General features: G+C 74.9%; 8 protein-coding genes and 1 pseudogene. 7 read left to right on the forward strand and 2 right to left on the reverse strand.

From position 1 onward, the window contains the following. The 6 genes and pseudogenes from ECOMGDLI_RS35905 to ECOMGDLI_RS12760 all read left to right on the forward strand — a co-directional run. Window positions 1-559: pseudogene (locus ECOMGDLI_RS35905) on the forward strand (hypothetical protein); the annotation flags it as partial. A gap of 438 nt (window positions 560-997) precedes the next feature. Further along, window positions 998-1,390 carry an FtsX-like permease family protein gene (locus ECOMGDLI_RS36795; protein WP_369812740.1) on the forward strand — a complete coding sequence of 131 codons (393 nt, stop codon included), beginning with the start codon at window positions 998-1,000 and terminating at the stop codon, window positions 1,388-1,390. A 55-nt stretch (window positions 1,391-1,445) separates the two neighbouring features. Then, a complete protein-coding gene (locus ECOMGDLI_RS12745; protein WP_088317210.1) occupies window positions 1,446-4,895 on the forward strand; it encodes a glycoside hydrolase family 2 TIM barrel-domain containing protein in 3,450 nt (1,149 codons plus the stop codon). A gap of 78 nt (window positions 4,896-4,973) precedes the next feature. Continuing rightward, window positions 4,974-5,255, forward strand: coding sequence for a hypothetical protein (locus ECOMGDLI_RS12750; RefSeq protein ID WP_233153433.1), 282 nt, complete (start codon window positions 4,974-4,976; stop codon window positions 5,253-5,255). A gap of 242 nt (window positions 5,256-5,497) precedes the next feature. Continuing rightward, window positions 5,498-7,099, forward strand: coding sequence for an alkaline phosphatase family protein (locus ECOMGDLI_RS12755; RefSeq protein WP_198954807.1), 1,602 nt, complete (start codon window positions 5,498-5,500; stop codon window positions 7,097-7,099). 222 nt (window positions 7,100-7,321) lie between these two features. After that, window positions 7,322-8,536 carry a dipeptidase gene (locus ECOMGDLI_RS12760; protein ID WP_369812741.1) on the forward strand — a complete coding sequence of 405 codons (1,215 nt, stop codon included), beginning with the start codon at window positions 7,322-7,324 and terminating at the stop codon, window positions 8,534-8,536. Between the two features lie 72 nt (window positions 8,537-8,608). Here the strand turns inward: ECOMGDLI_RS12760 and ECOMGDLI_RS12765 are convergent, their stop codons facing one another. Further along, a complete protein-coding gene (locus ECOMGDLI_RS12765) occupies window positions 8,609-10,384 on the reverse strand; it encodes an MDR family MFS transporter (protein WP_233153435.1) in 1,776 nt (591 codons plus the stop codon). An 87-nt stretch (window positions 10,385-10,471) separates the two neighbouring features. Next, complete coding sequence (locus tag ECOMGDLI_RS12770; protein WP_088317213.1) at window positions 10,472-11,035, reverse strand: MarR family winged helix-turn-helix transcriptional regulator; 564 nt, start codon at window positions 11,033-11,035, stop codon at window positions 10,472-10,474. Window positions 11,036-11,206: 171 nt separating this feature from the next. On the opposite strand from ECOMGDLI_RS12770, the gene ECOMGDLI_RS12775 reads away from it, so the two are divergent. Further along, entirely contained in the window at window positions 11,207-13,687 is a 2,481-nt protein-coding gene (locus tag ECOMGDLI_RS12775; RefSeq protein WP_088317214.1) for an EAL domain-containing protein, read from the forward strand. Window positions 13,688-13,690: the final 3 nt, after the last annotated feature.

Here is a 13,690-nt window from a genome sequence, read left to right on the forward strand (position 1 = left end):
CGAGCGTCTCCTCGCCGTCGTCGGTGCCTCGGGCGGGCAGGGGCGGCAGGCCGCCGTGGTCGTCGGGATCGCGGTCGGCGAGGTCGGTCTCGTCCTCGCGTCGTCCGCGGTCGTCGCGGTCTTCGCCCGGTTCGCCCGCTGGGCGCCGGTCAGCGCCCGGTTCGCCCTGCGCGACGCGGCCCGGCAGCGCAGCCGTACCGTCCCCGCGCTCGCCGCGACGGTGGCCGCGGTCGCGGCCGCCTCGGCGGTCCTCGTCCTCGGTGCGAGCCAGGCGGACGCGGACGCGCGGTCGTACCGTCAGCAGGCCGCGCTGGGCACCGGCTGGGTCCAGTTCGCCACCGGGGCCCCCGGCGAGCCGCAGGGCCAGGCGGGCCGGGTCGCGGCGGCCCTGCGGGAGAGCCTCGACGTCCGGGACGTCGTCTTCGGGTACGGCGCGGGAACGCCGACGGAGGCCGAGTCCTACCGGTACGTGAACGTCATGCTCCCCGAGGTGTGCCTGCCGACCAGGGGCTGCTCGCAGACCGCCTACCGGGTGGTCTTCGTGGACCCGGCCGCCGCGNCGACCAGGGGCTGCTCGCAGACCGCCTACCGGGTGGTCTTCGTGGACCCGGCCGCCGCCGCGGTCCTCGCGCCCGACGCCGACCGGGTCCGCGCCGCGCTCGCCGCGGGCAGCGTCGTCGTCTTCGACCCGCAGGTCCTCGACGGTGACGGCCGGCTCCCGCTGACGGTGTCGTCGGACGACGGTGTCACCCGCCCCGTCACGACACCGGTGCCCGCGCTGCTCGTCGACGGCCCGCAGCGGCTGGACTACGTGCTCGCGCCGCGCGCGCTGGCCGAGCGGTTCGGGGTCGACCTGGTGCCCGACACGGCCTACGTGCGACCGGCGGCCGCGCCGACCCCGCTGCAGCTCGCCCGGCTGGACGTCGCGCTGGCCCGGATCCAGCCGGACCTGTCCTACGCCGTCGAGACACCCCGCGAGCGGTCCGCCGACGAGGAGGTGTTCCTCGTCCTCGGTGCACTCGCCGTCCTCGTGGCGCTCGCCGGCACGTTCATCGCCGTCGGGCTCGCCGCCGCCGACGCCCGGCCCGACCTCGGCACCCTGGCCGCCGTCGGCGCCGACCCGTCGGTCCGGCGCCGGATCGGGGCCGGTCAGGCCGGGGCGATCGCGGCCCCGGGGGCACTCGTCGGCGGTGCGGCGGGGATCCTCGCCGGGGCGGTCCTCGTCCGGCTCGGCAGCATGTCCGGGAACTACTCGTTCGGGTCCCTGCACGTCGTCGTGCCTGCCGGCCGGACCCTCGCGCTCGTCGCCGCCGTCCCGCTGCTCGCCGTCGCCCTCGGCTGGCTCACGGTCCGGTCCCGCCTCGACGTCGTCCGCCGCCTCGGCGAGTGAGGCGCGGGCGACGCCGGGGCGCGGGCGCAGGGGCGAAGGGTGATAGGCATGCCCCGTGACGACGACGCGCCCCTGGGACTGCCCTGAGCTGATCGCCGCGGGGCGGTCGCCGATGCACACGCTCGCCCACCGCAGCGAGGACGGTGTGCCGCGCCTCGGCCTCGACGGGGTCTGGCGGTTCGAGCTCTTCGGCACCCCCGAGGCCGCGCTCGCCGCCGTCGCGCAGCGGACCGCGGGTGGCGCCGGCGTCGGGGCACCGGCGGGGCTCGCGACGCATGCCGAGGTCCCCGGTTGCTGGACGATGCAGACGTTCGACGACGTCCACGGCGTCGCGGACCTGCCCTGGTACACCAACGTGCAGATGCCGTGGCCGGACCTGCCGCCGCACCCGCCGGCCGCGAACCCGACGGGCGTCTACGAGCGCGACGTCGACGTCCCCGCGGAGTGGGCCGGGCGCCGCGTCGTCCTGCACGTCGGTGCCGCCGAGTCGGTGCTCCTCGTGAGCGTCGACGGCATCGACATCGGCGTCAGCAAGGACTCCCACCTCGCCGCCGAGTTCGACGTGACGGACGTCGTCCGGCCGGGCGGGCGGCACGTGCTGCGCTGCGTCGTCGTCAAGTGGTCCGACGCGACGTTCGTCGAGGACCAGGACCAGTGGTGGCACGGCGGCATCACCCGTCCGGTCTTCCTCTACGCGACCGCCCCCGTGCACCTCGCGGACGTCCGGGTCACCGCCGGGCTGGCCCCGCTCGCCGCCGGGGAGACAACCGGCGCGGGCCCGGCGGCGACCCGTACCGGCACGCTCCGGGTCGACGTCGACGTCGAGGGGCCGTCGGGCTCGCGGACCTCCGGGTCGGACGGCGTCCCGCCGGGCTGGTCGGTGCAGGCCCGGCTCACGGCGCGCACCGACGTCGGCGGGGCGGGCGTGCCCGTCGTCCCGGTGCCGCCGGTCGACGTCCCGGTGCTCGGCTCCTCGGTGCCGCCGTCGCAGCCCGTCGACTCCGGCCCGCGCGAGGAGCGCTCCCCGATCGACCCGGCGTTCGCCATGCGGACCGTGTACGCGAAGGCGTCGGGCGCCCCGATGGACGAGGGCGAGCGGTTCGTCGCCGACGCCGTCCTCGCGGTCCGCCGCCCGCTCGGGATGGGCCGGCTCCGGATGGAGACGCAGGTGCCGGGCGTCGTCCCGTGGTCGGCCGAGGTCCCGGTGCTCTACGACCTCGTCGTCACGCTGCACGACCCGGCCGGGGCGGTCGTCGAGACCGCCTCGTACCGCGTGGGTTTCCGCACCGTCGAGGTCGTCGGCCGGGACCTGCTCGTCAACGGGGTCCGGGTGTTCCTCCGCGGGATGAACCGGCACGACTTCGACCCGCTCACCGGCCGGGTCATCAGCGCGCGCACGGCGCGCGAGGACCTGCTCGCGCTCAAGCGGTTCGGGTTCAACGCCGTCCGCACCTCGCACTACCCGAACGACCCGGTGCTCCTCGACCTCGCCGACGAGATCGGCCTGTTCGTCGTCGACGAGGCCGACATCGAGTGCCACGCGTACGCCCACCACCTCGCCGGCGACCCGCGCTACCTCGCCGCGTTCGTCGACCGGGTCTCCCGGATGGTCCGCCGGGACCGCAACCACCCGAGCATCATCCTGTGGTCGCTCGGCAACGAGGCGGGCTACGGCAGCAACCACGACGCCGCCGCGGGCTGGGTCCGCTCGGCCGACCCGAGCCGCCCGCTGCACTACGAGGGCGCGATCATGTTCGACTGGGGCTGGGACCAGACGGCCACCGACATCGCGTGCCCGATGTACCCGCCGATCGACGCGATCGTCGCGCACACGACGTCCGGCACCCAGCGGCTGCCGCTCATCATGTGCGAGTACTCGCACGCGATGGGCAACAGCAACGGCACGCTCGCCGAGTACTGGGCCGCGATCGAGTCGACCCCGGGCCTGCAGGGCGGGTTCGTCTGGGAGATGTGGGACCACGGCATCCTGCAGCCCGCGGCCGGCGGCGCGCCGGTCGGCGTCCAGGGCGCCCGGGCGCTCGCCGCCCCCGACGTCGTCGACGCGCAAGGGATCTCTGCTGATCTCCACGGGACGGGGCTGCAGCACCGCCGGCCCGGGGTCGCACCGGCCGGCTACCGCTGGGCCTACGGCGGCGACTTCGGCGAGGCCCCGCACGACGGCAACTTCATCACCGACGGCATGGTCTTCCCCGACCGGACGCCCAAGCCCGCGATGTTCGAGCACCGCCAGCTCGCGGCGCCGGTCCGGGTGCGCCCGGGGGAGCGGTGGGGCGAGGTCGTCCTGACGAACGCCCAGCACTGGCGCGACCTGTCCCGGCTCGCGGCCGAGTGGGCGCTCTTCGTCGACGGCGGCCAGCGCCTCCCGGCGGTCGCCCGCACCGCGCCGGCGCCGCTGCCCGCGCTCGCCCCCGGGGCGAGCGCGACCGTCGCCGTGCCGGCCGACCTGCTCGCCGACCTGCCGTCCGGCCCCGGCGGCGACGGCGAGGCGTGGCTCGTGCTCCGCGTCGTCACCGCCGTCGACGAGGCCTGGGGCCCGGCCGGGACCCCGGTCTGCCACGGCCACGTCCTCGTCCGCGCCGAGGCCCGTCCGCTCGCCGCCCGGGCCGCGACCGCCGGGGCGCCCTCGCGGCCCGCCGGTGCGCCGACCGGCCCGGCCGACGTCGTGCTCGACGACGACGCGCTGCTCGTGCACCCGCTGCTCGCGTCCGCTCCGCGGCTCGCGCTGTGGCGCGCGCCGACGGACAACGACCGGATCGGCGGGTTCGCGGGGCGCTGGGAGGAGCAGGGCCTGGACCGGCTCACCCGGCACGTCGTCGCGGTCGACCGGCTCGACGCCGGTGCGGTCCGGGTCGTCGCGGACGTCGTCACGGCGTCCGGGGCCGTCGTCCGGCACACGCAGGAGATCACGCCGCTGCCCGGCACCGCGGGCGGTCTGCTCGTCACCGAGACCGCCGAGGTGCCCGCCGCGCTCGACGACCTGCCGCGGGTCGGCACGGTCCTCGAGACGGTGCCCGGCCTGGACTGGGTCGACTGGTTCGGCGCCGGGCCCTGGGAGACCTACCCGGACCGCCGGGCGGCCGGCGAGATCGGCGGCTTCGGGATGGACGTCGACGGCTGGTTCACGCCGTACGTCCGCCCCCAGGAGAGCGGCGGCCGCAACGGGGTCCGCTGGCTCACGCTCTCGGACGGCGGCCCCGGCGGCGGGTCCGACGGCGGGTCCGACGGCGGGGCGGGCTACGCCGGCACCCGGGCGCTCGCCGTCCACCTCGACGCTCCGCGCCAGGTGAGCGTGACCCACCACCGCGCCCACGACCTCGCCGCCGCGACCCACCACAGTGACCTCGTGCCGTGCCCGGAGACGGTCGTCCACCTCGACGCCGCCCACCGCGGCATCGGGACGGCGTCCTGCGGGCCGGACACGCTGCCGGCGTACCTGCTGCGCCCCGGCACGTACCGCTGGTCGTACGCCCTGACGACGCCGTGAGCACCGGCCGCCGCACTGTGACCCGGGTCGCCTCCCGGATCGGGGACCAATCTCGCCCCGCCGGCCGTTGAGAAGGATGTGAACACCGTTCCGAGCCCCGACACCCAGCTCGACACGACCCTCGTCGACGACCCGACGGAGTCCTCGAGCACCGCCCGCGAGCTCGACCCGCTGACCGTCTTCGACCGGTGCGACGCGAAGGACTGCTCCGCGCAGGCCTACGTCCGTGCCCGCCTCGGCAGCGGTCTCGAACTCGTCTTCTGCGGTCACCACGGCCGCGAGCTCGTCCCGGCCCTCGTCGGCCGCGGCGCCACCGTCCGCGACGACAGCCACATGCTCGCCGCCGAGGGCGCGCGCTGAGCACGGCCGACCGTCAGGCCGCCTGAAACAGGCACCTGACCCGCAGCACCCGAACCGCGCACCCCGAACCCCGCAGACCGGCAGGCGCTCCCCACGGAGCGACCTGCCGGTCGTCGTCTGCCACCGATTCGACCGAGACCATTTCGTTTGCGCTCAACAACTTGTACGGTGTGTCGCGGTTGGGCGGTCTGCTGGGGTTTCAGACGACTCGGGAGGTTCGCGTGCGACGACGTCGTCTGCTCGTGACTCTGTCCACCGCCGCCGCGACGCTGGTCGCCCTCGTCCCCGCGACGAGCGCGACCGCGAAGGGGTCGCACGGCCACGACGGGCCGACGGTGGTCGGCGACTTCACCCACCTCGTCGTCATCTACGAGGAGAACCACAGCTTCGACAACCTCTACGGGGGCTGGGGCCGGGTCGGCCGCGACCGGGTCGAGGGCCTGTCCGCGGCGCCCCGCTCGAGGACGGCGCAGGTCGCCCAGGACGGCACCCGGTACGCCTGCCTGGCGCAGGACGACGTCAACCTCACCTCGCCCCCGCTCGCGGCCTCCTGCAGCGACCCGGCGCACGGCGTCACGAGCGCCTTCTGGAACGCGCCGTTCACGATCGACGACCACATCGGCCCGGACGACACCACGTGCCCGCCGCAGGACGCGTTCGGGCCGGCGAACGGCGTCCCGAAGGGCCGGGGCCTGCCCGGCGGCTGCACCCGGGACCTCGTCCACCGGTTCTACCAGGAGCAGTACCAGCTGGACGGCGGCCGGCAGGACCGGTACGTCACGGGCAGCGACGCCGTCGGCCTGACGATGGGCACCTACGACACGAAGCAGCTGCCGGTCTACCGGTACCTGCACGGCCGGGGCGCCCCGCACTACGTCGTGGCCGACCACTTCTTCCAGGCGGCGTTCGGCGGGTCCTTCCTCAACCACCAGTACCTCGTCGCGGCCAGAGCCCCCGTCGACACCAGCGCAGGACCGGGCGGGGCGAACGCCGGGCTGCACTCCGTCGTCGACGCCGACGGCTTCCCGAACGCGACGTACCCGCTCTACACGCCGACCACCGCCGTCGCGGACCGGCAGCTCACCCAGGCCTGCGGGCTCGCGACGACCAACCCGGCCGTCGCGTGCGGCGACTACGCGGTGAACACGATGCAGCCGTCGTCCGTGCCCTTCGGCGGCGGGGCGAAGCTGCCGCTCGTCGACGACGCCGTCTACCCGAACATCGGCGACCGGCTCTCGGACGCCGGGCACGACTGGAACTGGTACTCCGGCGGCTGGGACAAGGCCGCCGCGGGCACCCCCGACTTCCTCTTCCAGTTCCACCACCAGCCGCTGAACTACTTCCGGAACTTCGCCGTCGGCGGCAAGTACCGCTCGCACCTGCGGGACGAGACCGAGTTCCTCTCGGCGGCGAGGAGCGGGACCCTCCCGACCGTGAGCTTCGTCAAGCCGTTCGGGGCCGAGAACGAGCACCCCGGCTACGCGAGCGAGCCGGACGGCAGCGACCACCTCGTCGACCTGCTGAAAGCGGTGACGACGGGTCCGCAGGCGGAGCACACCCTCGTCGTCGTCACGTACGACGAGTTCGGCGGCCAGTGGGACCACGTCCCGCCGCCGGGGCAGGGCAGCCGGACCCGCGGCGTGAGCGACGCGTTCGGCCCGGGTACCCGGATCCCGGCGCTGCTCGTCAGCGCCGGCTTCGACCGCAGCGGCGTCGACCACACGGTGTACGACACGACCTCGATCCTCGCGACGGTCGAGCGCGGGCTCGGGCTCGCGCCGGTCGCCGAGCGGGACGCGAAGGTCGCGGACCTGCGCCGGGCGGTGCGGCTGGGCGACGGCTGACACCGGGCGGGCGGGCCGGCGGGCCCGCCCGCGCGGGATGACAGTTGCCGTACCGCGCGTGACACGTTCCGCCGTCACGGCCCGGTCACGCCGCGTCGGGCTACCGTGAGCGTTCCGCAGGGCGTCCACCCCTGCGGGACGACTCGCGGGAGTACGACGATGAGCCAGACCGAAGGACCCGGCGCGGTCCTTCCGCCCGATGCGCCCGACGCCGCGGGCGAGATGCCGCGTGCGGCCGTCCCCGACCCGCTGGCGGACTCGATGCGGACCCTGCTCGAGGGTGCCCCGCTCGTCGACGGTCACAACGACCTGCTGTGGCAGCTGCGCGAGCGGGTCGGCTACGACCTCACGCGGATGGACGTCGCCGCCCGGGTCCGCGGCCTGCACACCGACCTGCCCCGGCTGCGCGAGGGTGGGGTCGGGGCCCAGTTCTGGTCGGTCTACGTCCCCTCGGACCTGCCCGGCGACACCGCCGTCACCGCGACCCTCGAGCAGCTCGACGCCTTCCACCTGCTCCTGCGCCGCTACCCGGACCGGCTCGGGCTCGCGCTCGGCAGCGCGGACGTCGACCGGCTCCGCTCGCTCGGCCGGGTCGCCTCGCTCGCCGGCGTCGAGGGCGGCCAGTCGATCGGCTCCTCGCTCGGCGCGCTGCGGATGCTCTACGCGCTCGGCGCCCGCTACATGACCCTGACCCACAACCACAACACCGCGTGGGCCGACTCGGCGACCGACGAGCCGGTGCACGGCGGGCTCACGGCGTTCGGCCGCGAGGTCGTCCGGGAGATGAACCGGCTCGGCATGCTCGTCGACCTCTCGCACGTCGCGCCGACGACGATGGTCGCCGCCCTCGAGACCAGCCGGGCGCCCGTCCTCTTCAGCCACTCCAGCGCCCGCGCGCTGTGCGACCACCCGCGCAACGTGCCCGACGGCGTCCTCGGGCGGCTGGCCGCGAACGGCGGCGTCTGCATGGTGACGTTCGTGCCGGGCTTCGTCTCCCAGCCGGCCGCCGACGTCTACCTCGCCGAGGACGCCGAGCGGAAGAAGCTCGTCGCGCGCACGGGCGGCGACCTCGCTGCCGTGGAGTCGCGCCTGCGGCAGTGGCGCGCCGAGCACCCCGCCCCGCGGGCGACCCTGCCCGAGGTGGCCGACCACATCGACCACGTGCGGGCCGTCGCCGGCGTCGCGCACGTCGGGATCGGCGGCGACTTCGACGGCATCACCGACCTGCCGGACGGTCTCGGCGACGTCTCGACTTACCCGGACCTGTTCGCGGAGCTGTCCCGGCGGGGCTGGAGCGACGAGGACCTGCGCGCGCTCGCGGGCCGTAACGCGCTGCGGGTGCTGCGGGACGCCGAGGCGGTGGCCCGCGACGAGCAGACCCGGCGCCGGCCGTCGCTCGCCCGGATCGCGGACCTCGACGGGCCGGCCGCCGGCTGACGGACGACGCAGCGGCCCGCCCCGTGCGTCGTGCACGGAGCGGGCCGCTGCGGTCGAGCGGGTGCTGCGAGGTCAGCCGCGCTCGCCGACGGGCTCGGGCGTGACGCCCGGGTCGCCGTCCTTGCCGGTGCGGACGCTGCCGTTCGCGGTGCCGTTCGCGGTGCCGTTCGCCTCGCGCGCCGCCTCGACGTCCTCGACCGCCTGCGCCTGCCCGGCGGCCCCGTCGCCCATCGCGGCCGCGGCAGCGGCCTCCTGCGACTGACGGGCCTGGATGCCGGACTGCGTGCGCAGCTTCTCCTCCGGGAGGAACCACACGACGACGAACGCGACGGCGAGCACGATCGTCGCGAGCAGGAAGACCGTCGAGATCGAGTCGGCGAACCCGACGACGAACGGGCGGGCCAGCCGCGGGTCCATGGCGTTGATGAACGACGAGTCGTTCGTCGCGCCGGCGCCGCTCGCGGCGGCGGCCGGGTTCTTCAGCAGGTCGAGGACGACCTTGTTCGCCGGGTCGGCGAGCACGGCCGGGTCCTTGAGCGCGGCCTGGAAGTCGGCCGTCGGGGCGATCTCCCGGAAGGCCGTGGTGATCCGGTCCGGCACCGAGTTGAAGAGCACCGAGAGGAACACCGCGGTCCCGAGGGTGCCGCCCATCTGCCGGAAGAACGTCGCGGACGACGTCGCCACGCCCATGTCCTGCGGCGGGACGGCGTTCTGGATCGCGAGCACGAGCGTCTGCATGTTGAAGCCGAGCCCGAGGCCGAAGATCAGCGCGTAGGTGTCGACGACGGCGATCGAGGTGTCGGCGTCGATCCGGCTCATGAGACCGAGCCCGATGACGAGCAGGGTCATGCCCATGATCGGGAAGATCTTGTAGCGGCCGGTCCGGGCGATGAACTGGCCCGAGAGGACCGAGCCGCCCATGATGCCGATCATGAGCGGGATGAGGAGCAGGCCCGCCTCCGTCGGCGACTTGCCCTTGACGATCTGCATGTAGAGCGGGAGCGCGGCGAGGCCGCCGAACATCCCCATGCCGACGATGAAGTTGAGCAGCGACCCGACGCCGAAGGTCTTGCCGCGGAACAGGTGCAGCGGCAGCAGCGCCTCCTTGCCGTAGGCCCGCTCGGCGGCGATGAACGCGACGATGCCGATGGCGCCGAGCACGTAGCAGGTGATCGAGCGGCCGGACGTCCAGCCCCACTCGCGGCCCTGCTCGGCGACGAGGAGCAGCGGGACGACCCCGACGATGAGCGCGACGGCGCCCGGGTAGTCGATGCGGTGGTCGCTGCGCTGGTGCGGCAGGTGCAGCGTCCGCGCGACGAGCAGCAGCGAGACGATGCCGACCGGGACGTTGACGAGGAAGACCCAGCGCCAGCCGGTGATGCCGAGGATGGTCGTCTGCCCGGCGAAGAAGCCGCCGACGACCGGGCCGAGCACGCTCGAGGTGCCGAACACCGCGAGGAAGTAGCCCTGGTACTTCGCGCGCTCCCGCGGCGGCACCATGTCGCCGATGATCGCCAGCGCGAGCGAGAACAGGCCGCCGGCGCCGATGCCCTGGAACGCCCGGAAGATCGCGAGCTGGTACATCGACTGGGCGAAGCCGGAGAGCAGCGACCCGGCGATGAAGATGCCGATCGCCGCGAGGAAGAACGGCCGCCGGCCGTAGATGTCGGAGAGCTTGCCGTAGAGCGGCGTCGCGATCGTGGAGGTGATGAGGTAGGCGGTCGTCGCCCAGGCCTGCAGGCTCAGACCGTTGAGGTCGTCGGCGATCGTCCGGATGGCCGTCGACACGATGGTCTGGTCGAGGGCGGCGAGGAACATGCCGGACATCAGGCCGGCGAGGATCACCATGATCTGACGGTGCGTCAGCTGCGTGATCCCGCCCTCCGGCGGAGCCGCTGCCGTGACTCCTGACCGAGCGGTTTCTGCGGTGGACATTCAGATCTCCTTGAGGCTGACACCGGTCGGTCCGGTGTCGGAGGCGTGCGCGTCGAGGGAGGGGTCGCCGGCGGGAGCGTCGGGGGACGGCGCGGCGTCCGGCGTGAAGGAGGCCCGGCCGGCGTCGACGTCGTCGTTGAGCCGGGTGAACATCGCGGTGAACGTGCGCAGGTCGCTCTCGCTCCAGCCGGCGAGGATCTGCCGCAGCGCGGCGTTGCGGCGCTCGATCATCGCGTGCGCGGTGTCGTGGCCCCGCTCGGTGGCGACGAGCTGGACGGCCCGCCCGTCGGCCGGGTCCGGGCGGCGCTCGACGAGGCCGCGCCGGGCGAGCTGCCCGACGTAGCGGCTCACCGTGGACGGGTCGAGCATCGCGAGCTCGGCGAGCTCGCCCTGCCGGCGCGGACAGCACTTCACGAGCTGCATGAGCAGGGCGATCTCGGCGCCCTCGAGGCCGTTCGGGGTGGCGGCGGACAGGCTCGTCTTCACGACGTGGAGCAGCCGGACGTGCCGGACCATCTCGTGCGCGAGGGCGCTGACCGCGTCGGCGTGCTGCTCGGTGGACACCAGTTAGTTGTAGCACCCAACTACTTGCATGCGCCAATCAAGAGTGTGGATCACGGTCGACTTCGCGACCGCCGGGCGACATGCGTGAGAATGCCGCGAACGTGACCGGTCAGGACGGCTCCGTCGGTGCCGACAGGACAGGCCGACGGCGGTGACGGACGAGGGAGCGGCATGACGGTCGGAGCGCAGGGGCAGCCGCGACTGCCCGTGGCGCCCGCGCGCACGCCCGGGCCGCCGGCCGACCCGCCGTCCGACCCGCTGGCCGACCTGCCGGACGACGGCCCGATCGGCGCCCGGGCGATCCGCGCGGCCCTGGACCGCGACCTCCTCGAGGTGCACTACCAGCCGGTGGTCGTCCTGCCCTCCCGGCACGTCGTCGGGTTCGAGGCCCTCGCCCGGATCCGGCTGCCCGACGGTCGGCTGGTCCAGCCCTCGCGCTTCATCCCGGAGGCCGAGCGGACCGGTCTCGTCGTCCCTCTCGGGCTCGACGTCCTGCGCAAGGCCGCCGCGGCCGCGGCCCGGTGGCGCGCCGGGACCTCGCCCGTCGCCACCGCCACCGTGAGCGTCAACGTCGCCTCGCCCCAGCTCGAGGAGCCGGGCTTCCTGGACGTCGTCCGGGCGGTGCTCGCCGACAACGACCTGCCCGGCTCCGCCCTGGTCCTGGAGATCACCGAGTCGGTGGCGACGTCCGGCCGGGTCCGGCCGCTGCTCGAGCAGCTCGCCGCGCTCGGGGTGCGGATCGCGCTCGACGACTTCGGCATCGGCTTCGCGACGCTCGACAACCTGCGCCGGCTGCCCGTCCAGGTGCTCAAGCTCGACCGCAGCTTCGTCGCGGGGGTCGTCCGCCCGGGCACCGACCGGGCGATCGTCCGGGTCGTCGTCGACCTCGCCGACACCCTCGGCCTGTCGGTCATCGCCGAGGGCGTCGAGACCGCCGACCAGGCCGACGTCCTGCTCCGGCTCGGCTGCGCGCAGGTGCAGGGCTACCTCTTCGCCGGTCCCGGAGCCTCGCCCGAGGCCGTCGCCGCCGGCGTCGCGGCCACCGCACCGCCGCCGTCCGGGAGCCGGCCGGGCCACGACGACGACGGCTGGGACCCGGCGCTCGACGCGGGCGTGCTCGCCGCCACCCGCCTCCTCGCCGGCCCCGAGGACCGCGCGCGGGCCGCCGTCCACGCCGTCGCGACCCAGGCCGGCCGGGTCGCCGGGCTGTCCGAGGGCGCCGTCCGGACCATCGGCCGGCTCGCGCTCGTGCACGACCTGCACCGGATCGCCGTCGACGGCGTCCTCCCGCCCGCCTTCGCGTCGGCCGCGGTGCTGCGCCGGCTCGCCGGCGTGCGCCTGCCGGCCGTCGGACCGGGGGCCCACGACGGGCCGCGGCCCGGTCACCGGTGCAGCGCCGACGCGCACGACGCCGTGCGGGACGACACCGAGATGCACCTGCTGCTGCACGCCGTCGAGGCCGTCGCGCAGGCGCTCCACATCGAGCCCGACCTGCCGCCGGACGCGCTCGCGGCCGGTCTGCGGGTCGTCGCCGCCCGTTACGCGGCGGCGGAGCACGAGTGCGGTGGCGGTGGCGACAGCGTCGTCCCGCTGCTCACGGCGCTGTCGCTCGACCCGCCGGACATCGTGCCCCTCGTCGACCTGCTCGACGACCTCGACCGCCGCCGGCTCGGCCGCCGGGGCATGGAGGAGCGGCTCCGGTCGCTCGTCGGTATCACCCGGGTCCTCGCCGGCTCCCGGGACATCCGCGAGCTCCTGCGGGTCGCGCTCGAGGAGGTGCGGCGGATCGTCGGCGCGGCGTCCGCGTCCCTGGAGCGCTGGGAGCGGGAGAACTCCCAGATCCGCACCCTCGTCAACGTCGGCGTCCTCGGCCCCGGGGAGGAGGTCTTCCCCGAGTCCGAGACGTACGCGCTCGCCGAGTACGACCAGATCCGGCACACGATGCTCGGCCGGCTGCCGTACATCCACACCGTCGACGACCCGCACGCCGACCCGGCCGCGATCGCCCTGCTGCGCTCGCTGCACAAGTACTCCTCGGCGGCCGTCCCGATCTACCTCGAGGGCCGGGTCTGGGGGCAGCTCTGGCTGACGACGGAGGTCGGCGAGCCCGCCTTCGGGGTCGGGGACATCGAGCTGCTCACCGCCGTGGCCACCCTCATGGGGACGGTCGTCGTCCAGGCCGAGAACCTCGACCGGGCGGCCCGGCTCGCCTTCGAGGACCCGCTCACCCACGTCGGCAACCGGCGGGCGCTCGACGACGCCCTCGGCGAGCTCGCCGCCGCCGGCCGGTCGGTGTCCATCGCGCTGCTCGACGTCGACCTGCTCAAGCAGATCAACGACACCGAGGGCCACGCCGTCGGCGACCAGGCGCTCATGCGGCTCGCCGACGTGCTCTCCGCGCACGTCTCGGGCGCGCCGGGCGCGCTCGTCGGGCGGCTCGGCGGCGACGAGTTCTGCGTCGTCGTGCCGGAGTGGTCGCCCGCGCAGATGGAGCGGCTCGTCGAGGACACCCTCGCCACCCTCGCCGCGGGCGGCGGCCCGACCGTGTCGTGCGGCATCGCGACCGCGATCGGCCCGTGGGAGCCGCGGATCCTGCTCGCGACGGCGGACGCCAAGCTCTATGCGGCCAAGGGGCGGCGTCGCCTACCCTGACCG

The sequence above is a fragment of the Kineosporia sp. R_H_3 genome, from assembly GCF_002198675.1.
In the GTDB taxonomy this organism is placed as follows: Bacteria; Actinomycetota; Actinomycetes; order Actinomycetales; family Kineosporiaceae; genus R-H-3.

What these genes read in the sequence shown, in the direction of transcription:
- ECOMGDLI_RS12760 (WP_369812741.1), top strand. Translation starts at nt 7,322, where the DNA reads ATGCCGCGTGCGGCCGTCCCCGACCCGCTGGCGGACTCGATGCGGACC.
- ECOMGDLI_RS12765 (WP_233153435.1), bottom strand. Translation starts at nt 10,384, where the DNA reads ATGGTGATCCTCGCCGGCCTGATGTCCGGCATGTTCCTCGCCGCCCTC.
- ECOMGDLI_RS12775 (WP_088317214.1), top strand. Translation starts at nt 11,207, where the DNA reads ATGACGGTCGGAGCGCAGGGGCAGCCGCGACTGCCCGTGGCGCCCGCG.